26 protein-coding genes and 1 pseudogene are annotated in these 22692 nt (G+C 61.1%); 10 read left to right on the plus strand and 17 right to left on the minus strand.

Features of this window, described 5'->3' with window-relative positions:
- From VGP39_RS14355 to VGP39_RS14370, 4 genes are all read left to right on the plus strand, one after another.
- On the plus strand, positions 1–408 hold a 408-nt coding region (locus VGP39_RS14355), incomplete at its 5' end, for an SCO family protein (protein WP_327568766.1).
- A 271-nt stretch (positions 409–679) separates the two neighbouring features.
- Positions 680–1837 carry a glutathionylspermidine synthase family protein gene (locus VGP39_RS14360; protein ID WP_327568767.1) on the plus strand — a complete coding sequence of 386 codons (1158 nt, stop codon included), beginning with the start codon at positions 680–682 and terminating at the stop codon, positions 1835–1837.
- 305 nt (positions 1838–2142) lie between these two features.
- Positions 2143–2367, plus strand: coding sequence for a BrnT family toxin (locus VGP39_RS14365; protein WP_327568806.1), 225 nt, complete (start codon positions 2143–2145; stop codon positions 2365–2367).
- Complete coding sequence (locus VGP39_RS14370; protein WP_327568768.1) at positions 2360–2701, plus strand: BrnA antitoxin family protein; 342 nt, start codon at positions 2360–2362, stop codon at positions 2699–2701. Before VGP39_RS14365 ends, VGP39_RS14370 begins: the two co-directional genes overlap by 8 nt.
- 466 nt (positions 2702–3167) lie before the next feature.
- Here VGP39_RS14370 and VGP39_RS14375 read toward each other — a convergent pair whose 3' ends face one another.
- Positions 3168–3347, minus strand: a complete 180-nt coding sequence (locus VGP39_RS14375; RefSeq protein WP_327568769.1) for a hypothetical protein — start codon at positions 3345–3347, stop codon at positions 3168–3170.
- Positions 3348–3483: 136 nt separating this feature from the next.
- Complete coding sequence (locus VGP39_RS14380) at positions 3484–3738, minus strand: hypothetical protein (protein ID WP_327568770.1); 255 nt, start codon at positions 3736–3738, stop codon at positions 3484–3486.
- Between the two features lie 212 nt (positions 3739–3950).
- Between VGP39_RS14380 and VGP39_RS14385 the strand changes: the two genes are divergently transcribed.
- On the plus strand, positions 3951–4922 hold the full coding sequence (locus tag VGP39_RS14385) for an ABC transporter substrate-binding protein (RefSeq protein ID WP_327568771.1): 972 nt from the start codon (positions 3951–3953) through the stop codon (positions 4920–4922).
- A gap of 416 nt (positions 4923–5338) precedes the next feature.
- Here VGP39_RS14385 and VGP39_RS14390 read toward each other — a convergent pair whose 3' ends face one another.
- The 8 genes from VGP39_RS14390 to VGP39_RS14425 all read right to left on the minus strand — a co-directional run bounded on the left by VGP39_RS14390 (position 5339) and on the right by VGP39_RS14425 (position 12823).
- The gene (locus tag VGP39_RS14390) at positions 5339–6202 is read right to left on the minus strand and encodes a protein-glutamate O-methyltransferase CheR (protein ID WP_327568772.1); all 864 of its coding nucleotides are present in this window, start codon (positions 6200–6202) and stop codon (positions 5339–5341) included.
- The gene (locus tag VGP39_RS14395) at positions 6199–7365 is read right to left on the minus strand and encodes a chemotaxis response regulator protein-glutamate methylesterase (protein ID WP_327568773.1); all 1167 of its coding nucleotides are present in this window, start codon (positions 7363–7365) and stop codon (positions 6199–6201) included. The genes VGP39_RS14390 and VGP39_RS14395 overlap by 4 nt, the downstream gene beginning before the upstream one ends.
- Positions 7366–7470: 105 nt before the next feature.
- Complete coding sequence (locus tag VGP39_RS14400) at positions 7471–7836, minus strand: response regulator (protein WP_327568774.1); 366 nt, start codon at positions 7834–7836, stop codon at positions 7471–7473.
- 67 nt (positions 7837–7903) lie between these two features.
- The gene (locus VGP39_RS14405) at positions 7904–8374 is read right to left on the minus strand and encodes a chemotaxis protein CheW (protein ID WP_327568807.1); all 471 of its coding nucleotides are present in this window, start codon (positions 8372–8374) and stop codon (positions 7904–7906) included.
- An 11-nt stretch (positions 8375–8385) separates the two neighbouring features.
- Complete coding sequence (locus tag VGP39_RS14410; protein WP_327568775.1) at positions 8386–11052, minus strand: hybrid sensor histidine kinase/response regulator; 2667 nt, start codon at positions 11050–11052, stop codon at positions 8386–8388.
- A 251-nt stretch (positions 11053–11303) separates the two neighbouring features.
- On the minus strand, positions 11304–11774 hold the full coding sequence (locus VGP39_RS14415) for a hypothetical protein (RefSeq protein WP_327568776.1): 471 nt from the start codon (positions 11772–11774) through the stop codon (positions 11304–11306).
- Positions 11775–11892: 118 nt separating this feature from the next.
- Positions 11893–12369, minus strand: a complete 477-nt coding sequence (locus VGP39_RS14420; RefSeq protein ID WP_327568777.1) for a hypothetical protein — start codon at positions 12367–12369, stop codon at positions 11893–11895.
- A 220-nt stretch (positions 12370–12589) separates the two neighbouring features.
- Positions 12590–12823 (minus strand): hypothetical protein, encoded by a 234-nt coding sequence (locus VGP39_RS14425; RefSeq protein ID WP_327568778.1) that lies wholly within the window; start codon positions 12821–12823, stop codon positions 12590–12592.
- A 669-nt stretch (positions 12824–13492) separates the two neighbouring features.
- Between VGP39_RS14425 and VGP39_RS14430 the strand changes: the two genes are divergently transcribed.
- Positions 13493–13807: a hypothetical protein gene (locus tag VGP39_RS14430; RefSeq protein WP_327568779.1), complete on the plus strand. Its 315-nt coding sequence runs from the start codon at positions 13493–13495 to the stop codon at positions 13805–13807.
- Positions 13808–13817: 10 nt separating this feature from the next.
- On the plus strand, positions 13818–14438 hold the full coding sequence (locus tag VGP39_RS14435) for a general stress protein (RefSeq protein ID WP_327568780.1): 621 nt from the start codon (positions 13818–13820) through the stop codon (positions 14436–14438).
- 118 nt (positions 14439–14556) lie between these two features.
- Here the strand turns inward: VGP39_RS14435 and VGP39_RS28170 are convergent.
- From VGP39_RS28170 to VGP39_RS14455, 5 genes and pseudogenes are all read right to left on the minus strand, one after another.
- A pseudogene (locus tag VGP39_RS28170) lies at positions 14557–14744 on the minus strand (Hpt domain-containing protein); the annotation flags it as partial.
- 208 nt (positions 14745–14952) lie between these two features.
- A complete protein-coding gene (locus VGP39_RS14440) occupies positions 14953–15234 on the minus strand; it encodes a hypothetical protein (RefSeq protein ID WP_327568781.1) in 282 nt (93 codons plus the stop codon).
- Positions 15235–15324: 90 nt separating this feature from the next.
- Positions 15325–15759 (minus strand): hypothetical protein, encoded by a 435-nt coding sequence (locus VGP39_RS14445; protein WP_327568782.1) that lies wholly within the window; start codon positions 15757–15759, stop codon positions 15325–15327.
- A gap of 222 nt (positions 15760–15981) precedes the next feature.
- Positions 15982–17841, minus strand: coding sequence for an ATP-binding protein (locus tag VGP39_RS14450; RefSeq protein WP_327568783.1), 1860 nt, complete (start codon positions 17839–17841; stop codon positions 15982–15984).
- Positions 17842–17986: 145 nt separating this feature from the next.
- Complete coding sequence (locus tag VGP39_RS14455; protein WP_327568784.1) at positions 17987–18505, minus strand: helix-turn-helix domain-containing protein; 519 nt, start codon at positions 18503–18505, stop codon at positions 17987–17989.
- Positions 18506–18593: 88 nt separating this feature from the next.
- Here VGP39_RS14455 and VGP39_RS14460 point away from each other — a divergent pair, with 88 nt between their 5' ends.
- Positions 18594–19235 carry a dihydrofolate reductase family protein gene (locus tag VGP39_RS14460; protein ID WP_327568785.1) on the plus strand — a complete coding sequence of 214 codons (642 nt, stop codon included), beginning with the start codon at positions 18594–18596 and terminating at the stop codon, positions 19233–19235.
- A gap of 754 nt (positions 19236–19989) precedes the next feature.
- Entirely contained in the window at positions 19990–20361 is a 372-nt protein-coding gene (locus VGP39_RS14465; protein ID WP_327568786.1) for a hypothetical protein, read from the plus strand.
- Between the two features lie 163 nt (positions 20362–20524).
- On the opposite strand, the gene chpT is transcribed toward VGP39_RS14465, so the two are convergent.
- Together chpT and VGP39_RS14475 are read right to left on the minus strand one after the other, a co-directional pair.
- Positions 20525–21172, minus strand: a complete 648-nt coding sequence (gene chpT, locus VGP39_RS14470) for a histidine phosphotransferase ChpT (RefSeq protein ID WP_327568787.1) — start codon at positions 21170–21172, stop codon at positions 20525–20527.
- 268 nt (positions 21173–21440) lie between these two features.
- Positions 21441–21941 carry a YHS domain-containing (seleno)protein gene (locus VGP39_RS14475; RefSeq protein WP_327568788.1) on the minus strand — a complete coding sequence of 167 codons (501 nt, stop codon included), beginning with the start codon at positions 21939–21941 and terminating at the stop codon, positions 21441–21443.
- Between the two features lie 110 nt (positions 21942–22051).
- Here VGP39_RS14475 and VGP39_RS14480 point away from each other — a divergent pair, with 110 nt between their 5' ends.
- Positions 22052–22642 (plus strand): DUF1134 domain-containing protein, encoded by a 591-nt coding sequence (locus VGP39_RS14480; RefSeq protein WP_327568789.1) that lies wholly within the window; start codon positions 22052–22054, stop codon positions 22640–22642.
- Positions 22643–22692 lie beyond the last annotated feature (50 nt).

A 22692-nucleotide genomic window follows, 5' to 3' on the forward strand; every position in this document is an offset into this window, starting at 1 on the left:
TATTTCGGCTTCACCTATTGCCCCGACATCTGCCCGACCGACCTGCAGGCCATTGGTCTCGCCATGGAACAACTAGGCGCCGACGCGGGCGACGTGCAGCCGCTGTTCGTCACCGTCGATCCCGAACGCGACACGCGGGAACATCTTGCGGACTATGTGGCGATGTTTCATCCGCGCCTGCTCGGGCTGACCGGCAGCGCCGAGGCGGTCCGGAATGCCGCGGACGCCTACCGGGTCTATTACAAGCGCGTCGATTTCGACAAGGGCGACTACACGGTCGATCATTCGGCGTTCATCTACCTGATGGACCGCGACGGCAAGTATCTCGGCTTCTTTCCGCCCGGCACCCCGGCGGAGAAAATCGTGGAGATGATCAGGCCGCATCTTTCCGGCAGCCCATCGCGATAGGCGGCTTCTTCACCTCTCCCCGAAGGGGAGAGGTCGAAGCCGGAGCCAACGGGTCGGCGCGAAGCGCCGCCCGATGATAAACTCCGCGCAGGCTTCGGGTGAGGGGTCTGTCCACGCAATTGGGACTCGCAGAAAGTCCCCTCACCCGCCGCGCATCTAACGATGCGCGACGACCCCCGATCAAGTCGGGGGCAGGCTCTCTCCCCTGCGGGGAGAGGTGAGCCGAGCGTCGCGGCGTTTCGACTTAAAACCATCATGCTCTGGGACGACCATGCAGAAAAACGCTTGTCTGGAACGCGATGACTGGCAGGCGACGGCGGAAGCTGACGGATTCGATTTTCACACCATCGATGGCGAACGCTATTGGGACGAGCGGGCCTATTACGCATTCACACTGGAGGAGATCGAACGCGGAATCGAAGCGCCTACCGGCGAAATCGACACCATGTGCCTCGAACTCGTTCGATCCGCCGTTGATGACGAACGCACTCTTACGCGGCTGAAGATTCCGCAAAGCTTCTGGCCGCTGATCTCCGAGAGCTGGCATCGCGACGACCCCAGCCTGTACGGCCGCATCGACCTCAGTTTCGACGGCCGGGGCCCTGCGAAATTGCTGGAATACAACGCGGATACGCCGACCTCGATCTTCGAAGCCGCGGTGTTTCAATGGACATGGCTCGAGCAGGCGATCGAGCGGCATATCATTCCGAAGCGCGCCGACCAGTTCAATTCCATCCACGAGCGCCTGATCGAGGCATGGAAGAAGGTCGGCGCGGGGCGCCACCTGCATCTGACGGGAATGACCGAAAACCCGGAAGACGCCGGCACGCTGGCTTATCTCGAGGACACCGCGCGCCAGGCGGGCCTGCAAACGACCCTGATCGATATCGAGGACCTCGGGCTGCGCGACGACGGCAGCTTCGTCGATCTGGAAGATCGCGCGATCGACCTCGCATTCAAGCTCTATCCCTGGGAGTGGATGTTCCACGACGCGTTCGGCGCAAAATTGATCGATGCGCCGACGCGCTGGGTCGAGCCGCCATGGAAGGCCATCCTCTCCAACAAGGGCATTCTTCCGCTGCTCTGGGAGATGTTTCCAAATCATCCCAACCTGCTGCCGGCCTGGTTCGAGGATGACCCTGATGCGGCAAGGCTCGGCGCGTCCTACGTCCGCAAGCCGCTGTATTCGCGCGAAGGCGCCAATGTGACGCTGGTCAGCGCCGGCGCCACGCTTGTGGAGCAGCAAGGTCCCTACGGGTCGGAAGGTTTTATCCGTCAGGCGTTCGCACCGTTGCCGAATTTTGCCGGGTCCTATCCGGTGCTGGGAAGCTGGCTGGTGGGCCATGTGCCATGCGGCTTGTCGATCCGCGAGGACGAGAACCCGATCACGGGCAACACGTCCAGGTTTCTGCCGCACGCGATTTTGTAGACGCCCGTGTCCCGGGCGCGATGCAGCGCGTAGCTCTTGCGAAGCGCTGCTTCGCAGAACCGGGACCCCGGTTATCTCCGATAACGCGGGCAGCGACCGAACCGGGGCCCCGGCTCTGCAGCGCACCACGCCGCGAAGAGCGGCGCGCTGCGCTGCGTCCGGGGCACGGACTCACCCCGCCGCCGCGATTTATAGACAGCACGTGAGTGCGAAAATTTATCTAGACAAAAGACTTGATAAATATCTAGACTAGTCCCACAATAGAACATGGAGTTCGACTGGACCCGGCTTAATGCGCGAAGAACATCGCCGAGCGCGTTATTGATTTCGCCGACGTGGTGGCGGGTTTTGCCGACCCCGGAAGGAAAGTGGTGAACGACGCACGTAGGGACTACGGCGAAGCGCGCTACAACATGCTTGCCAGAGTTGATGGCCGGGTCTTCCACGTCACCTTCACCGAACGCGGCAAGATCACCTGGATCATTTCGGCACGGAAGGCAAATAAACGGGAGCAACGGCGTTATGGCTAAAGCAAAAGTACGCGCCGTCCTGGTCGACGGCAAACCCTACCAAAAGAAAGCAGACGGCAGTCTGGTGCCTCTCAAGGGCAAGACCGATTGGAAGCGTCTTGATCGTCAGACTTCTGCTCAGACTGAGGCGATTGCCGCGAGCGATCGCGACGGCCGTCCTATGTCTGATGAGGAATGGGCCAGGGCTGAGGTTATTCACCCTCAGAAGGTGCCTGTAGGTCTGAAGCTCGATAACGATGTGCTCGGTTGGTTCAAGTCACAGGGTAAAGGCTATCAGACCCGCATCAATACGATTTTGCGGCGCTATTACGAGACCCACCGCAAGGCTGGCTAGAACTCAAGTTCAAGCTTGCTCGGCCCGTTCCAGAATCCCGGCGCGGTATTTTTCCTCAAGCTGAGGGACGATGTAAGGCGCACGGACCGGTATTATGGCCGCGGCGGATGCGGGCCAACCTGTCCTATCTGCCCAGGGAGAAGCGGGTGGTCAAGACGGGCTCACGGACGACGGCGCGGTGGAGTTGCCGGCCAAGTCTACTGAGGAGTGGCGCTATGGCTTGACCGGAATATTGCAGCCGACACAAAGGAACCCGATTCCGTACTTTAGAGGGACCACCTTGAAGCCGGGCGGTACGAAGTCGGCTTGATCGTCATAAGGACCGGTCCCTGCCGAAAGCTCGGCAACGCCGGTCTTGCCGCAATGGCCGCACCTAAGAAACTCGGTCCAGTTTTGGTCTGTTCCCATCGCCAGAGAATATGCTGTGCAGCGCTCTTGTCTGTTCGGAGGCGAACAAACGAGAGTATCAAGGCCTTCTTACCTTTCGCGCTGCGATGATCTCATCATATAGGGCTGTTTGATTAGCAATCATCTTCCAGCTTCGGGCGAGATTTTTCAGGACGGTGGCTTCGGCCGCGCTCTTGGCCAAGGGCAACAACGTACGGCATTCTGCCAATTGAGCTCGGCCTCGCTCTGCGCTGTCCATGACGGTCTCCTACATGAACACAGACCAGACACCTAACTGCCGTTTCGTTCCAGTTCAACCTGCATAGCAGAGCCGCAAAGTTCGGCATCAGGTGCAACCTCACCAAGCCGGAATGAAGCCGGTTGCGGCAGCGTTTTTACTTCTTTTCCGCGGGATGCCGGGCGGCCTTGGCGTTGGCCAATTCCATCATCAATCCGGCGATCCCGTCCAAGGTAAGCCGGTCGGCGATGCGTGTTGCCATCTGCCTGTAATGCGCAATCTTGAAATGTATTTCGGAACACTTCGCGCACATGTTCGCCACCTGTAAGAGGGCGGCAGCGCGTAGAGCCGCTGCCATGCGCTCAAATTCGAGGGCATGGTCCAAATACTCTGCAAGCATTTTCACGGCCAAGCACCCGCCTGCCATCCGGGTTGGACGGCTGACCGATCCTAAAAGGGACCACTGCAAAAATCGAAAAGGGCGAACTGCGCCCGCTGCGCGCTGGTCGCTGAACCCTGACAAGCAGCTCGCCGCTTTTGATCCGAAGCGGACATTCTGTTAAGACATTCGCATAAAAGGGCCTACGCTTACATCTAGAACATCCAATCCCGGAAAGCTCGGTAATGAAGCGGCGCGAATTCATCGCACTGGTCACCCTGTGGACGGCTTGGCCAGCTCTGCTACAGGCCCAGCAGCAACCGGCTCTGGGACTGCTCAGCTCGGGTGAATTGGCCGATTGGGCAATGAAGCCATTTCGTGCGGGTCTCGCGGCGAGCGGCTACGTGGAAGGCCGCAACCTGACAGTCACCTATCGCTCTGCGGAGAACCAATTCGACCGGTTGCCGGCGCTGGCGGCTGAACTTGTGAAGAGACAGGTGTCGGTTATTTTCGCAACCGGATCGCCGGTCCCGGCGCGTTCTGCGAAGGCGGCTACGCCAACCATACCTATCGTCTTTGCCTATGGCGGTGATCCAGTTAGCGACGGTCTTGTTGCAAGCTTTAACCGGCCCGGAGGGAATGTTACGGGCGCAACCTTCATCGGAACGGCGCTCACGGCAAAACGGATGGAACTGCTGCGCGAGATTCTTCCCCACGTCTCCGATGTCGCGCTGCTCGTGAACCCGAAAGGGACTCTCGCGGAAGGCCAGATTGGCGAAGCAAAAGCAGCCGCTCAGGCCTTCGGCTTAACCCTTCATATTATCAATGCCGTTAGCGAGAGCGAGTTCGACGAGGCGTTCGCAACGATGAGCCGGTTGAAGGTGGGGGCATTCTTCCCTAGCACCGATCCGTTGTTTGGCCTGAGCGGCCGAGGACTGCACATCACAATGGCTTACCGTTACGGAATTCCTGCAATCTGCAACGGTCGCGTGGACGCCATCGCTGGCGGTCTTTTCAGCTACGGTCCCGACCTGGCGGACACGTGGCGGCAAGCAGGCGTCTATGTCGGGCGGATCCTCAAGGGCGAAAAGCCTTCTGAACTTCCAGTTGTGCAGCCCACCAAATTCGAGCTGGTAGTCAATCTCAAGACCGCGAAACTGCTCGGCATTGACATCGCGCCAGCGATCCTCACCCGCGCCGACGAAGTGATCGAATGAGGCGCCGCCGCCTTTTGGCGCCAGTATGCGGCGCCATGATGAACTTTGCGTGTGCTTTCTTCGTCGTGTTTTTCTTGTGGACTCCCGTTAGCTTGGCACAAGCGGAAGGACCCTCGGCAGCAGCCGATCGCTTTTATCAAAAAGACATGAGTATGGGCATCGCGCCAAAACCATTGGGCGACCGTTGGTTCACTGTACGGTTCGGAGCGTCATGAATGCGTGGGATAATGATGCACTCCAAAAGCCGATTGAAGGCAATCCCATCCTGCCTTGGAAGAATTGGGATAGGATCGTAGGGTGGGCAAAGCGAACGGAGGCGCGAATGGGCGTCCGTGGGCGTGCCCGCCATTTATCGCGAACCAGCAAATAAAGATGGTGGGCACGGCGCAAGGGCGCCTTTGCCCACCCTACAAGATTCACCCCGCCGCCGCGACCACCTTCAGCGCTGCGCCCGCAGGACGCGTCCCCCGCGCCGGGTTGGGCCAATACAGCCCGCGCCGTTCCGGATAGGGCTTGAACGCGTCGGTGGTGCCGACAACGGATTCGGCGGCGCCCAATGCAAGCACGCCGTCGGGCTCCAGTGACCTCGCCAGGCGGTTGAACACGCCGATCTTGGTGTCCTGGTCGAAATAGATCAGCACGTTGCGGCAGAAGATCACGTCAAACGTGCCGAGGTGGGAAAACTCCTGCATCAGATTGAGTTGCCGGTGCTGGACCATGGCGCGGATGTCGGCATTGAGCTGCCACAGCTCCCCGACCTGGCGGAAATGCTTGACCAGCAACTGGATCGGCAAGCCGCGCTGCACTTCGAACTGGCTGAAGATGCCGGCGCGGGCTTTTTCGAGCACGCCGAGCGAAAGATCGGTGGCGACGATTTCGACCCGCCATCCCGAAAGCTGCGCGGAAAACTCCTTCAGCAGCATCGCGATCGAATACGGCTCCTGCCCGGTCGAGGACGCCGCGCACCAGATGCGCAAGGCACGGCGGCCGGCGCGCGCCTGCATCAGTTCCGGAATGACCGTCTGGCGCAGATGGTCGAACGGAATCTTGTCGCGGAAAAAGAACGTCTCGTTGGTGGTCATCGCCTCGATGACATCGACGGTGAGCGCGTCGGAGCCGCCCTTGATTTTCTGCACGAGTTCGCCGATGCCCAGCAAGCCAGCCTTGCGCGCCAGCGGGATCAGCCGGCTCTCCACCAGATATTGCTTGTCGGCGGACAGATCGAGGCCGGAACGCTCCCGCAGCAGCTTGCGCAGATACTCGTATTCCAACGGCGTCACGAACGCACCCCCGCAAACAACTGGATCAATTTCGGTGCGATCTGACCGAGCGGCAGAACGGCCGCGCAAATTCCGGCATGCGCCGCCGCCCCCGGCATTCCCCACACCACGCTGCTGGCTTCGTCCTGCGCGATGACGCTGCCGCCGGCGGCGACGATCTCCTTGCCGCCGCGCATGCCGTCCGAGCCCATGCCGGTCAGCACCACCGCCAGGATGCCGCCCTGCCAGACATCGATGGCGGAGGCAAACAACGGATCGACCGCGGGCTTGCAGAAATTGACCGGCGGTCCGTCGTCGAGTGCGATCGCCGCATGTGCGCCCTGGCGCACCACGCGCATATGGCGGCCGCCCGGCGCCAGATAAATTCTGCCCGGCTTTATGAGTTCGCCGTCGACCCCTTCATGTGCCGGCCGATGGCTGGCGCGGGCGAGATGCTCGGCGAGAATCGTGGTGAAGGTCGGCGGCATGTGCTGGGTGATCAGCACCGGAAAGCGGTCGATCACCGGACCGATCTCACCGACCAACGCCATCAAGGCCTGCGGGCCGCCGGTCGAGGCGCCGATCAGCAGCGCGCGCGGCGGGTATGTGCTGAAGGCGCGGCGCAGCAGCTGCGGATGCGCGACCGGCGCCAGCGCCGGACGCGTTCCCGGCACAGGCGCGCGCCCAAGCGTCGGCGCCAGCGGCGGACTTGCAACCGGCATCGGCCGTCGAACTTTTGCGCCGAGGTGACGGATCTTCTGGATCAGATCGTGCCGAAAGATTTCGGCGGCGGCCGGCTCGCGCGTACTTTCGGGCTTTGGGATGTAATCGGAGGCACCTAATGACAACGCTTTGAAACTGATCTCGGCGTTGCGGCGGGTCAGCGTCGAGGCCATGATGATGACGAGGTCGCGCTTCTTCGCCAAGAGCTGCGGCAACGCGGCAATGCCGTCCAGATCCGGCATTTCGATATCCAGCACGGCGACGTCGGGATTGACGCGTTCAACCTGGTTGACGGCGTCAAGGCCGGTGCGCAGCGAGGCTGCGACCACCATGTCCGGCTCGGCCTCGATCCAGCGGCCGATCAGGCCGCGGATCACGACGGAATCGTCGACCACCATGACCCGCAGCGGTTGATGCCGCGCCGAATCGCGGGTCGGGGAATTTGCCAGCGCAACACTCATTACTCACCAGACGCAAAGCAACACTACCAAGACGGGATCGCTGTCACCTCTCCCCGGAGGGGAGAGGTGAAGTGAACGTCGCGGCGATTCGACCTAAAACCATGCCTAGATCAGACCGACTTCATGAAATTTGGCCGTGACGATGTCCTTGTCGAACGGCTTCATGATGTATTCGTTGGCGCCGGCATGTAGCGCGCGCGCAATGTGGGCGACGTCGTTCTCGGTGGTGCAGAACACCACCTTGGGCGCATCGCCGCCGGGCATGCGGCGCAGGTTGCGGAGGAATTCATAGCCGTCCATCACCGGCATGTTCCAGTCGAGCAGGATGGCGTCGGGCAGCCCGCGCTTGCAGACTTCCAGTGCTTTTTCGCCGTCCTCGGCTTCGGCGATCTGGAAATCGAGCCCTTCCAGGATGCGCCGCGCGACTTTTCGAATGACGCTTGAGTCATCGACCACCAGACATGTCTTCATTTTAAGCCTCTGTTCTCTCTTCGAATCCGAACGAACGTTTCCATTGTTGCATCGCCTGTTGCCGGTCTCACGCCGCCAGCATGTCGGCTGCGATTTCGAGCACGCGATCGACGTCGAGCACCACCATCAGCTGTCCGTCGAGCCGGTGGATGCCCGCAGCCATTTTCGCCATCCGCGGGTCGAGATTGACCGGGTTCACCTCGCGACTGTCGTCTGCAAGCTTTAACACTTCGCCAACGCTGTCGATCAAGAGGCCATAGGATTCGCCGCGCAGGTCGACCCCGACCGCCATCGGCGGACGGCCCGATTCATTTTGCGGCAGGCCGAGCCGGGAGCGCATGTCGATCGCGGTCACGATGCGGCCGCGCAGATTGAGAACGCCGGCGACGTCGCCGGACGACAACGGCACGCGCGTCATGCGCTCGGGGATGAACACGTCCTGCACCCGCGAAATCGGCAGGCCGAACAACTGGCCGCCGATCATGGCGGTGACGTATTCGCTGATGGTGCCTTCGGAACTTTGCGGCGCGCTGCTCATGGCCATGACCTTCATGCCGCCTGGTTCATCTCGGCGGTTTGTTCCTTCAGCGCGGCGATCAGGCCGGGCCGGTCGAATTTTGCGACATAGTCATGGAAGCCGGCCTGCCGGCCGCGTTCGATGGCGGCGGGAGAGATCATCGAGGACAGCGCGATGATCGGCATCGCATTGAGGCGCTGATCGGCGCGGATGGTTTCGGCGAATTCAAAACCGTTCATGTCGGGCATTTCGATATCGGTCAGGATGGCGTCGAACCTGAGGCCCGAGCGCAGCACGACCAGACCCTCCTGCGCGTTGTTGGCGACCCGCACCCGGTAGCCGGCCGCCTTGAGCACCGGCGCCAGCATGTTGCGGAAGAACGCGGAATCGTCGACCAGCAGCACCGACTGCGCCGACGCGGAGGGGCGCATTTCCTTGCGGCTGAACCAGTCGGCAAACGCCATGGGGAGGAAATGCCCGACATCGATCACTTCGGTCGCCTGCCCCTTGATCACGGCGGAGCCCAAAATGCCGTCATGGGTGCTGGCGACCTCGATGTTCAGCCGCTCCTCGACGATGTCGATGATCTCGTCGACCACGAGGCCCATGGAGCGGCCATCGTCCGAGAATACCAGGATCGGCTGCGCGCCTTCGCTGGCGATGCTGACGCCGTCCATCTGCACCAGCGGCATCAGCTGGTCGCGATACTGCACCATATGGCGGCCGTTCGACTTCTCGATCTTGGCAATCGCAATCTCTTCCAGCCGGGTGATCAGCGCGAGCGGCACCGCCTTGGGCTCTGCGGAGCCGGCGCGGAACACCAGCAGCGAGGTCAGCTGTTCGGCGGCGACGGCCCGCATCGCCGCGTTCTCGCCGGCGATCTCGAGCTGCGCCGCGCCTGACGTGCCCAATGCCTTGGCAATGCCGTTGGGATCGATGATCATGATCACGGCGCCGTCGCCGAGGATGGTATTGCCGGAAAACATCTCGATATGGCGCAGTTTTGTGGACATCGGCTTGACGACGATTTCCTCGGTATGAAACACGCCGTCGACCACGATGCCAAAGGTCTGGCTGCCGACCTGGGTCACCACGATGAAGCCGTTTTCCGGATCATCGGCTTTGCCGCCGTCGATCTTCAGAAGCTTTTGCAGATGCATCAGCGGCAGCAGCTTGTTGCGCAGCCGCAATACCGGCGTGTCCTTGATGCGCTCGATGCGGTGCTCGGAGTTGGCGCGCGCCCGCACCAGTTCGACCACGGCCAGTTGCGGAATGGCAAAACGGTCGCCGGCGGCTTCCACGATCAGCGCGGAGACGATGGCGAGCGTCAGCGGAATCTTGATGGTGACGCTGGAGCCCTCGCCGGCCACCGATTTGACGTCGATCGCGCCGCCGATCTGGTCGATATTGGTGCGGACCACGTCCATGCCGACGCCGCGCCCGGACACGCTGGTCACGGCCGCCGCGGTGGAGAAGCCCGGCGCGAAGATGAATTTATGGATCTGCGCTTCCGTCATTTTCTCGAGGTCGGACTCGGTGACGAGGCCGCCCGCGATCGCCTTGGCCTTGATGCGCTCGGTGTTGAGGCCGCGGCCGTTGTCGGCAATGCAGATGATGATGTGGCCGCCTTCATGATAGGCGGACAGACGAATGGTGCCCTGCTCCGGCTTGCCGGCAGCCAGGCGCTCCGCGGGCGTCTCCAGCCCGTGATCGGCCGAGTTGCGCACCATATGGGTCAGCGGATCCTTGATCAGGTCGAGCACCTGGCGGTCCAGTTCAGTGTCGGCGCCGTGCATTTCCAGTTCGATCTGCTTGCCGAGTTCGCCGGAGAGGTCGCGCACGATGCGCGGCAGTTTCTGCCAGGCGTTGCCGATCGGCTGCATCCGCGTCTTCATGACGCCTTCCTGCAACTCGGCGGTGACGTTGGAGAGCCGCTGCAGCGGCACCTTGAACTCGGTGTCCTCGTGGCGCCTGGAGATCTCGAGCAGCTGATTGCGCGTCAGCACCAGCTCCGACACCATGGTCATCAGATGTTCGAGCGTATCGACATTGACGCGGATCGACTGGTTGGCGACGCGGTCGCTCTCCGCGGTATCCGGCTCGGCGAAGGCTTTCTTCGGCGCCGGTTTCGCGGCGATCTTGGAAGCGGCGGCCTCCTTCGCGGGCAGGGGCGGTGACGCAACTTCCGGCGCGGTCTCGCGGAATGCGAGCTCAAGATCGTCAAGCGACACTTCGCCGGGACGCAGCGGTCGCTCCAGCACTTGATAGATCAGCGTGCCCTCCGCGATCTGCGGTTCGACAGGCATCGCGGCCATCGCCGCCATGCCGCGTTCGACCATCGCATGCAGCGCCTCGATCAGGTCATGATCGCCGCCCTCGGGCTCGGATTGCGTCGATTCAAGTCCCGACAGAATTTCCTTGATGCGGTCGATCGAGCTCAGGATCAGCGTCACGGCCTCGCCGGTCACCGGCATGCCATCGCGGAACTTGCCCATCAGCGTCTCGGCGGCATGCGCCAGCGCTTCCAGCCGCGGCAGGCCGAGAAAGCCGCACGTCCCCTTGATGGTGTGAACAAGGCGAAAAATATTATCCAGGATTTTCGCGTTGTTCGGGTCCTGCTCGAAACGCACCAACTGGTTGTCGACAGTGTCGAGAGATTCGTTGGTCTCCGTCAGGAACTCGCGCAGCAGATCATCCATGAACCAGGCCTTAACCACCCGCGCGCGACGTCGTCACGCCTTTTACGAATTCGGCCAGTTTCGTCGCAAAGCGTTTAAGTTTGGTTGAGCAAAGGCAAAAGAACGGGCTGAACAAAGAGATAATGGGGCGGCCGGTAAGGGTTGGTTAACCATTCGGTCCGTACGCAGCGCCCTCAAATTCTCCGCCTGTTCATGTTGATGACGAAATGTCGCGCATACGCTTAACGTGGCCATGGCGGCGGGCAGATTATCTATTTGCTTGCAAGTGAGTTGCTGATGCGGGTAACGACGCCGTCCCATTGGCGTTTTTCGGCTGCTGGATAATTTATAAGGACGCACTGCATGTAACCTGCAGAGCGATTGCAACGGTTGTACCATATCCTGTCGTTGAGGACGCTCGACGCTACAAAAAAGCGGGAGGTCACTTTCTTATAGATAATCCCTGCAGGCGGCTTCTTCTTTGCCAGAAACAGGGCGGGTGAGTCGTCTGACGTGTTGGGAATTGATTGAACGGTGAAATTGGCGCGTCCGTCGGAAGTCAGAAACTGGCGGCCGGGCCCGCCGGGAGGCTTGCCCGCCTGCTTGGTAAAGATCGAAACTGGGACGTCAACTTTCGCCCCCGTTTCCTCGATCAGGTATGTCTGCCAAGCTATCGGCTGGGCAACTGCGCAAAGCGGCAACAGCGAAAGCAGCATCGCGGGATAAATCCGATGCAGCATCATAACAACACCTCCGACTGCAGCAATAACCGCGCCATGACGCGACGTTCCGCGGCCATCTGAACTTTTATATGTGGATCAGCCGCTGTCATGCAGGCCCCCGCGCCATCCAGTAGCGGATCTAATTTCCGAAGAAGCCTCCGGGCCGGAACTGATCGCCGCCGAACGCCAATATGCCCGGCGTTGGCTGCGGCTGCTGAGCCTCCATCCGACGCGCCCTTTCAGCCGCAATCTTCCGCGCTTTGCGTTCCGCGATTCGCTTCCGCTGGGCTCTCGATTCCCGTTCAGCCTTCTTCGGGTCTGTCTTCTCGACCTGTGTTGGCACTGCAGCGGCCTGATTTTCACGGGCCGGCTGGACCTGGGATTTCGGCTCGGGCACAGTCCGCTCGGGCACAGTCGGTTCGGGCGCCCGGACGGCGGGCTGCGCCGCAGCGGCCAGGATTATCTTGGCGGGAGCAGGCGGCTCAACAGCTGCGCGCGTCTGCGCGGGATCACGGAGCGCGGATTTGGCAAGGATGACGCCGCCGCCGAAGCCAATGGCGAGAATGGCGAACGTGGTTGCAACCCCTGCGAAAAAAACCCGCGCGCTCGAGGCCATGGCCGCTCTCCAAAATATATGACAAGCGAACGCACGGCTGGGGAAATAAGTTTCCCGCTCATCAAAATTTAACTGCCGCGCTGCCACTTTTTGGGCGCCTGACCTCTTATGCCGGTCGTTCCCGGGCCGGCCTTTTGATTGACAGCAGGGATCGGCGTGTTCGGCAAAAAACACCCGCCGCAAATGACGCGTTGCGGCGGGTGTTCTCGATGCTGCAATTCTAGTTCTCCGTGCAAACCTTCATCGTCTTCATGCCGGTTTCGGCTTCGGTCTTGGTCTTGAATATACCGTTGTCGACTACAGTTGTGGTGGTAGTGGTCGGCTTCTTGTCGACGATGGTGCATTTCTTCGTCGACGCATCGCGTACCACGTAGTATTCCGAGACGGTCGCCTGCGCAAAGGCCGACGTCACAGCGAACGCAGCAACGGCAGCCGAAATCAAAAGCTTCTTCATGTGTCTTCCTCCTTGGTTGAGACGCCAAGAAAACCGGCCGCGTTGCCGAAAGTTCCCGGTTGTTGGACGTTCACCTTGATGAACGGAGATCGGGCGTTCCGGCCCTGCCGACAGCCGCCTTTCCCGGACCAGCGTCGATCGGTCGCTGGCATTCGCTCTGGCCGGACCGGGAAAAACAGGAAACTTTCGCGCCCTCCCCGTGTTGTAATCGCGATCCACTGTCTGGACGCTCGAGCATGGCCGATGAAGCTTCGCTAACAACAGTCGTTGCCAGGACCTGGGCCGACTACCTTGCGACTCACCGCGACGTCGATGCCGCCGACAGCCGTCGATGCCTGCTGGAGCGTCATCTGCAACGGAAGTGGGAGAACAGCCCAAGCGATGTGGAAGGACTGGTATGTTCCGGCCTCGCTTACCTCCGCAGGACCGCCCAAGACGAATGGTGAGACACGCGCCGTCATACGCGGGCTTGACCCGCGTATCCATCATTCTTCGAAGAAGCTTTTCCAGGAGGATGGATTGCCGGGTCAAGCCCGGCAATGACGACAAGGATGTGTGCGTAGGGGCAAAGCCCGCCATGACGCAACTGAATCTCTCATCGGCACGGACTTCGGAACCTATTGTTTGCCGGGGGGTTACGAACGTTCCAGAAACCTTTCGGAGGAACCCATGAAACGCTCACTTCTTCTCATATGTGCTGGCCTGATGGTGGCGACCGCCGCATCGGCACAGAACCAGCCCGCCAAGTCCGGGCCGAACAACAACGCCGTGAATAGCCCCGGGCAGAATAATTCGAATGCACCGGTCGCCGGCCGCAACAGTTTTACGGAAGGCCAGGCCAAATCGAAAATCGAAGAGGCCGGGTACACAAAAGTCACCGACCTGAAGAAAGACGACAATGGCGTGTGGCGCGGCAAGGCCACCAAGGGTGGTTCGGCCACGGCCGTCAGCGTCGATTTTCAAGGCAACGTGAACCCCAAGTAAGGATGCCGACATGACCGTTACCATTTCTCGTTTGTACGATACCTACGCCGATGCCCAGCAGGCTGTGCGTGGGCTTGAAGCCGCGGGCATTCCGCATTCCGATATCAGCATCGTCGCCAACAATTCGGACAACTGGTACAGCACCGACAAAAAAGTGGATCGCGACGCTGACGGCGTCGACGATCGCGCCGAAAGCGCCGGCAAAGGCGCCGGCATCGGCGCCGGGATCGGCGGCACTGCCGGTCTGCTGGCCGGTCTCGGATTGCTCGCCATTCCCGGACTGGGACCGGTGGTGGCCGCGGGCTGGCTGGCGGCAACCGCGGTAGGCGCCGCGGCCGGCGCAGCAACAGGCGGTATCGTCGGCGCGCTGACGGAGGCCGGCATCTCCAAGGAAGACGCGCACGTCTATGCCGAGGGCGTCCGCCGCGGCGGCACCCTGGTCTCGGCGCGCGTGCCGGATGCCGATCGTGCCCGGCTCGACGCCGTGCTCGACAGGTCCGCCGTCAACCTGAGGGACCGCAGCGCGGCCTGGCAGAAGTCAGGCTGGAAGACGTTCGATCCGGCAAGCAAGCCGTATGGCGCCGATGAGGTACGCAAAGAGCGTCAGCTCTATGCGGGCGGAATGCGCTAATCGACAGGGATGGCGGCCCGCCGGCAGGCGGGCCGTTATTCATTTGGCGGTGGCTGCGGCTACGATGCGTTCGCGGCCCTGCTGTAAAATGCGGCCTTCGGCCTCAATGGCTCCGCGGGGCATGCGCCAGCGCCTCGAGTCGCGGCAGCCCGAGAGCCGCGCGTTTCCTTGATGGTGTGAACCAGGCGAAAATATTATCCAGGATTTTCGCGTTGTTCGGATCTTGCTCGAACCGCACCCAGCAGGTTATCGACGGTGTCGAGACTCTCGTTGGTCTCCGTCAAACTCCCGCAGCGGATCATCCATGGAAACAGGCCTTACGCACCGGCGCGCGACATCGCACGCCTTTTAGGGGCCGGGCCAGTTTCGGCGGAAAGCGTTTAAGTTTGGTTGAGTAATGGGAAATGAATGCGGTGAGGAAAGGGAAAATGGGGTGGTGGTAAGAAGTGGTTACCATGTTGGTCTGTAAGCGAATCCTGCGGGCAGCTGTGTCCGCGCGATAGAATTCCAATTATCAGACACGCTTGCCGTTAATGGCCTCGCTGACACGGCCATGGTTCACATTGAACACAACCGCGATGTCCTGATGAGGCATGGTCGGATTCGCCTCCGCGAACTCCCTGATCTCTTCGTAAAGCTCTGGCGTCACTTTCGTGCTTGCTGCCGGAGCACGGGCTCCCGATCGGCGCTTGATCTCACTAGCCAGTTCGAACAGTTCATTGGACTCTACAGGATGGTTGGTTTGTATCAGTTCGCCGATCTTGCGCATTCGCGTGGCAACTTCGGGCAGCTTCATGGTTCCTCCAAAACGTTACGGCTTCGAGCATCCTGAGCAATGTAAATTGCCCAAGAAAAGGACCGGCCATTGACCGACCCTCAAACAGGGTTAGGCAGCCTGAGCAAGTTGAGTGCGCAACCGCATAATTTTAACTCTGGCGAGACCCTGCGGAACCGCCATTGCCGCTGAGATTTCGTTGTAGCTTGACCCAGCACCGACTGCGGCCAACAGGTCCCAGTTGCCGACCCCGACTTTGCGGCGGATCGCTGCCAGCTCGCTCCGAGCCATCAAGGCGGCTTCGGGATGGACTGTCGGGAAATCCTCGATCAACGGTTCGCGGCGGGCGATACGATGGCGTTCGCGCCGTCTGCCGGTGGCGACAATCTTTTCCACGTCATGCTCGGAAAGAGCATCAGATGCGGACGTTAGGACGAAGTTCATCGCGGCCTCGGTGCCCCAACTACGGTCACCTACCTGATTATTATTGCTCAGACTGTTTTGGAGGCGGGCATAAATAGCCCATGGGTGCGGAAGGTCCGCCATTGTTATCTTTCCTTGTTTTGTGCAGGCCGCTGTTGGCCTACGGGGAGACGACAATCGGTCCGTTCAAGCGAGCTTATCCGGGGTACCTTTGGCCGAGACGCTGTGCTGGTCAAAGGTCACTCCGGGCTCGCTTAGACGTCCCGATTGCTACTTATCATATAGAATTTTCGCGAAATGCAAAGTGAAAATGCAGCGCCGAGTTGTTCGGCGCTGCACACTAGATCAGTCGGTCATTTGGACGCGATACGCGTCGGACCATTCCTTCCTGAACCCATCGAGCAATTTACGCGCGTCTTCATTATTGTGGGACAACACGCTTTGGGTCCTCGCAAGGGAAAGCAGAAGCAGGTCCAGGGCGACCACAAGTCCATCGACGCCCTCCGCAGTGGTCGGAGGCTCTCCGGCCTCTCCTGGTTCTTCCGCAGCGGAAACCAGATTGGCTTTTTTCAGCGGCTCGTAGAGCTTGCTGAAAAAGGGGTGCGCGGTGTTGATCGTCATGATCACGCGACCAAAGCGGTTTTCGACGTGATAGAATGGCCAGTATTCGTCATACTTGAACGTGATCAAGTATTTGGACGATTTTACCCGCTCAAATGCCTGTTCATCGGTTTCCCCGTCGCGCTTGAGAGTGAGAGAAAGACCTCGCAAATTATCATCGCGTTGCTTTTCCTCCTCCGGCGATAAGGACTCGACGTTGAGCGGCTTCATTTGAAAACCGTCGGCGTCGCTGGCCTTGCTTTCGGCCTCGCTACGCCCGGCTTCCAACTTTGCAGCGGCTTGCTTGCTCTGGAATCGCTTGATTTCTTCGGCGATTGCAGACACGTCGTCGCGAATTTTTTTATTTATCGCTTCGACAACATACCCTTTGAGCCGGACACCCTGTTTATTGGCAGCCACGCCAAAAGCTTCGTCGAGAACGCCAGGAAAATCAATTTGCACCCGATACCAGTTTGCCACGCTGTGCTTGGGCACGATCTCCCGCATCGGGCCCGCATAGACCTCACGATCGTTCCTGACGATTGAAACGGTCATGCCGTCGAAGACTCGCAAGTCGTTCTTTTGGATCTTCCGGGGCAAGCTAAGCCAGGTCTCAAATGGCAGGGCGTACAATTTCACGGTGACTTTTGCCGTTTCCTTCGACGCTTCCGACACCGGAACGTCGACCTCCTTAGTATCGATTAAGCGGCTTTGCGTTGCCGACAAGTCTGGAATTCGCGTATGGCGGGCGTTCGGCATCCAATAGGTAGGATCAAAGATTTCAACCTTCCGATTGTTGACGTACAAGGCAACACCGTTACCCAACAATCGCCGGTAAACCCTACCCATCTCCTTGACGGCGTGATCCACTAAAGTCTGAGCTTTTGCATAACTAAGCCGATCGCAATTTGGCAAAAAAACGATCGTCCCCGACGCACCCAAAACTTCGTTCAAATCGTCGCCAGGCGATGCGAGGAAATCTTGCTCATTTTTGTCGGGAAACACCATGGTCTCTGTGAAAAGACCGGCAACTTCCGAAGGAAGGTCCGTCGAAAAAATTGGATCAGGCAACTCAACCGAGTTGGCTCGATCCTTACCAATATCATCAACGTCTAGTGTCATCTTGTAGAAGGCACCCTTCTCCTGCCAGGAGTAGAGCTCCATCATAGGGCTCATGCTCAGGGCTGCCGTTTTCATCCCCATGCCAAAGCGGCCGATGCCCTCACGATTGCCGTAACGCATGGAGCCGCCGAACGCGGTTGCCATCTTGAGGACGTTCGGGGACATGCCTTGGCCGTTGTCATACACGGCAGCGTCGATCTCGTAACTACCCCTCATGCCTCGCTGGCGGAAGTAGATGCGAATCTCGTTTGCACCAGCTTCGATCGCGTTGTCGACGTGCTCGCATAGAGCCGAAGTTGTATTGTTGTAGCCGACGTCCCGTAGGGACGCGATCAGCGTTTGAGCAAAAAACAGCGGGACAGTCGCATTTTCCTTTAAAATGCGGTTCATGACCGTTTTACCTCCCCGCGGGGCGTCTAAAGCCCAGTTCGGAGCGGCAGCGGTCTCGGCCTGGTCGCGATTGACTTCCGGGGTATCCAACATTTGATCTCTCCATGTTTTGTGGTGTCGGCTGTTCGACACCGGCGAGGCCAGTATTGGCTCTCGTTCCTTAGGAGATGGCGCAGCCAAATTGTTACAGGCGTCCGTCTTAATGATGCGGACGATGTCAGCCACGCGCGCACCAATCTCACCCGTTGAGCTCCATTTTCGCGCGCACATCGAGAAACGCCTTGGTAAGCCTTATCAACACCGCCGACGTAACACTCCCATTCGCCCCACCGATCGGGTCGGCAATGTGAATCCCCCTCAGATCCTCCATGAACTCCTCCCACATCACCACTCCGCCCTTCTCGAGCAGTTCGGCGCGAATGCTCAAATCCTGGCTGACGGGCAGATGCCGCCGGCCCCAGGCGCCGATCGCGGCGATCATCGGCACGAGCTGGATCGCCGGTTCGGTCAGGCTGTAGATCGCCTTCTGGCTGTGGGTGGGATCGTCCAGCCGGGTGACCAAGCCGAGCGCGACCAGACGCTTCAGGCGCGCGGCCAGTATGTTGGAGGCGATGCCTTCCTCGGAGCGGTTGAGCAGTTCGCGAAAATGCCGGCGGTTGCCGAACATGATGTCGCGGAGGACGACCAGGCTCCAGCGGTCCCCCAGCACCTCCATGGTCAGGTTGATCGGGCATCTCGACCGCCGCTCGATGTCCAAATTCGCTTACCTCTCCAAGTCGGTTGCAAGGTAGGATCGGATATGCCAAATCGCAACCAGTTGCATATTGCAATTGGATGGAGGCAAGATGTCGAAGGTGCGCGTTGCAGGATTCTCCCTCTCGATCGATGGGTTCGGGGCCGGACCCGAGCAGAGCCTGAACGACCCGCTGGGCAAGCGCGGCCCGGAATTGTTCGAGTGGTTTTTCCCGACCCGGACATTCCAGGCGATGCTCGGCAAGGAGGGCGGATCGGAAGGGGTTGATGAGAAATACGCTTCCTCCGGCAATACCGGTTTCGGCGCGTTCATCCTCGGCCGCAACATGTTCGGCCCTGTTCGCGGGCAGTGGCCGGACGAAGCCTGGAAAGGCTGGTGGGGCGACACGCCGCCCTATCACGCGCCGACCTTCATCCTGACGCACTATCCCCGCGCGCCGGTCGTCATGGAAGGCGGCACCACCTTCCATTTCGTCACCGATGGGATCGAGCCGGCGCTGACGCAGGCCAGGGCCGCCGCCGGGACCAAGGATATCAAGATCGGCGGCGGCGTCAGCACGGTGCGCCAATATCTCCGGGCGGGCCTGGTCGACGAGATGCACTTTGCCATCTCGCCGGTCGTGCTCGGCAGAGGCGAAGCCATGTTTGCCGGCATCGACCTGCCTTCGCTGGGCTTCCGGGTCGCCGCCCATGAGGCGACGGAGAAAGCGACCCACATCGTTTTGAAGAAATGAGCTCCCGGGGCCTTGCGTCACAAAATCAGGCGTCATTCCGGGATGCGCCCGCTTAGGCGCAGGCCCGGAATCCATAACCACGACGGGGGTTATGGATTCCAGGCTCGCGCCGAAGACGGCGCGCCCCGGAATGACGCGGGTGGATTTTTCACCGCGCCGTGGATGGCCGGGTCAAGCCCGGCCATGACGGTTCTGTGTTTGGTGCGGTCCCGGTTCTGCGGAGCGGCATGAAGAATGCTGCACCGCGCCCGGGACACGAAACCGCCGCAAAAATTTAATGTTTCTCCCGCTTGACATATCTTCCTACTAAGCTAATTTCCTAGGCATCCCGTCCCTGTTCGAGGGGCGTTGCCGGGACGCTTGTAGCGCGGGGCGGGATGCGGTGCCTGAGGGCGGGGGCTAACGTGGCTCTTCGTTCGCGGGAGTGCTTGGGTATCCGTCCGGCCCCACTATCGGGGTCTGCCACCGAAGCTGGCTGGACGGGGACAGGCAGCGGCGCGAAATCGCCGTGAGCCAAGTCCCCGGAAGCGCGGACCAGGCCTACTACACCGCGGCGGGACGCCGAGAGGCGTTGCCGTGTGCCTCTGATTTCCGGCGATCCGGGAATCAAGCCGCGGCCGTTACCAAGGTGCGCCTTTCGGCGTTCCGCCTCCCTCTCTTCTGCTGGAGAGCGAGGTCCCCCGAACCCCCCACTCACGTGAAGCGATTTGCGGGCAGCGATGACGCTCGCCCAAAATCCAAGGGAGCAACAACCATGCCCAATTTGCCGATTCTGTGGGATGCGCGAACCCTGAAAGACCATGCGCAGGCCGCAACCGAGCGCGCGCAAGACGCGCAAGCCGAGCAAGCCGAGCAGGACTGGAACAGCGCCGAGATCTACGCCGAGCGAATCGTGTCCGACCTCCGCAAGCGCTTTGCGATCTGCCCGTTGCCGGCCTGCCGCCGGGCGCGGGGCTGCCGCGGCAACCCGACGATCTGCCTGCCGCCCAGCGCAAGCAAGGCCGCCGAGGCGTCCATCGAGGATATCTATCTGCAGATCCAGCAGCAGCGCCGCGCCGCTGCGTGGCGGCGCCGAAGGGTGGACGTGCTGGTTCCGGTTATCCGGAAGCTGCCGCGGGGAAGGTGAAATGCTCAAGCGCATACCACACGAACAACCGTCATACGCGGGCTTGACCCGCCTATCCATCCCGCTTCGCACGAGTCTTTCGAAGAGGATGGATTGCCGGGTCAAGCCCGGCAATGACGGGAAAGTCGCTCGCCGCCTTCGCGGGGACGGCGGAGTCTGGCGCTTACGACGCCGTCACCACCACCGCGTCGCCCTCGGCCGCGAGCACGACGTTCAACCCGCAGGCCTGCGCCAGCAGCCGCGTATAATAGGGCTGCACCGCATGCGCATCGACCGACCCGGTGGGGCCGGAGCTCAGCAGATCGGCGATGGCCTGCGGCATCCGCACATTGAGGCCGGTGGCCGCGACGCGAAACCCGCCGGCCTCGCCGGTGCCGACCGGATCGACGGTCAGCACGCCGCCGCGCGGAATGGTCTGCTGCGCGATCACCATCATGTTGAGCAGCAGTTTTACCTTGTTCTTCGGCAAGAACTCGCGCGGCAGATTCCAGGCGATCCTGGTCTTGTCATCCTCAAGATGACCGCGCGCCATGGTCTGCGCGTCGCCGACATCGATCTGCGCGCCGGCCGATCCCGCAGCGCCGAACGCCAGCCGGCAGAACTGCAGCCGCGCCGACGCCGTCCTGGCGCTCTTGCGGATCAGATCGAGCGCGAATTCGCGATCGTCCGGCTTGGGATTGTCGTCGAGCACCTCGAGCCCGTTGACGATGGCGCCCACTGGACTGATGAGATCGTGGCACACCCGCGAGCACAGCAGCGCCGCGAGTTCGAGGGTATCGGGAGCGGGGCCGGGAGACGAAGGGCCGGACATCAAATCTGTTCCTGGAGGAGCCGACACGGCGAATCATGCATGCTTCAGATGCTTGATACACTGCGCCCGCTCGGGGTGCCAACACAGCCGGGGCGCCGATCACAGCGGATCAGGCCGAAACGAGACGCATCAATGCGTGAGGCATCCGGGTTCGCGATCGATTGCGACGCCGCCGCTGCGCCGATCGAGCCGCTGACGGACCTCGTCGTGCGGGCTGGAGCGGCTATCCTGGCCGTCGACGAACGGCTAATTCAAGGGGGCGCGCTCACTACCGCGCCAGCGTTTCCTGCACGCCTGGCCAGCGCCGCCCAGCCTCCCGCGCAAAGCGGGCGGGATCGGCGGCAAAGGCGTCGCGGGTCTCAGTGCGGCCGAACAGAAACAGCCGCTGGCCGGAGATCAGCCAGAACCGGGGATCGCCCGCATAGGCGACACCGCGCGTCAGCTCGATGGGGTCGTAACCGCCAAATTGCGGGCCGTAGATTTCCGGATGGCGCACGAAAAAAGCCCGGTTTCCCTCATTACGGAACCGCCAGACCGCGCCCGCCTCCGAAACCTCCAAACCCGGCCGGCCGGCCATCGCGCGCGATTCGGTGAAGTAAGCCACCGGGTCGAACCCGCCGAGCGCCAGGCCGGTAGTGCGGTCGACGACCACCCGCTCGGTCGTCGCCGCCCGGGCCGCGACCAAATCCGCCATTGCGGCAAGGCCCGCCAGCGCGATAAAGGCTAATCCGGGGCGCCAGCCATTTCGTTCCTGCCGTTGTGCCGTCATAGTTGAGCCCGATAACATCGCAGTCGAGGGGACATGGACGCTATCTACGACCGGGCTGGTCATCATCCGGTTAAGGCGGCGGCCACGATTTTAACGCCGGGGGTGGTTTCATGACTTTCGCTTCACGCCTTGCCGCGGCGACGCTCGCCGCGACGCTGTGCTGGCTGGTCCCGGCGTCGGCCCAGCAATCGCCCCCCTCACGCGCCCAGCCCGGGCCCACCACCTACGGTCCGGACGAATTGCTCGGCGCCGGCCACAAATTCTTCGGCAACGTGTCGCGCGGCCTCGCCTCGGTGATCGAGCGCGCGATCAGCCAATGGGGCCTGCCCAACGGCTACGTGCTCGGCGAGGAAGGCGGCGGCGCGTTCGTGGCGGGCCTGCGCTACGGCGAAGGCACGCTCTACACCAAGAACGCCGGCGACTTAAGGGTCTACTGGCAGGGACCGTCGGTCGGACCCGACTGGGGCGGTGACGGCGCCCGCACCATGACGCTGGTCTACAACCTGCCGTCGACGGCTGCGATCTACCAGCGCTTCGCCGGCATCAACGGCTCGGCCTATATCGTCGGCGGTTTCGGCATGACCGCACTGACCGCCAACAACATCGTGCTGGTGCCGATCCGCTCCGGCCTCGGTCTGCGGTTAGGGGCCAATATCGGCTATCTCAAATACACGCCGAACGCGACCTGGAACCCGTTCTGATTGCTCTGCAATCGAAGAAGTCGTCATTGCCGGGCTTGACGCGGCAATCC

The sequence above is a fragment of the Bradyrhizobium sp. genome, assembly GCF_036009065.1.
Lineage (GTDB): Bacteria > Pseudomonadota > Alphaproteobacteria > Rhizobiales > Xanthobacteraceae > Bradyrhizobium.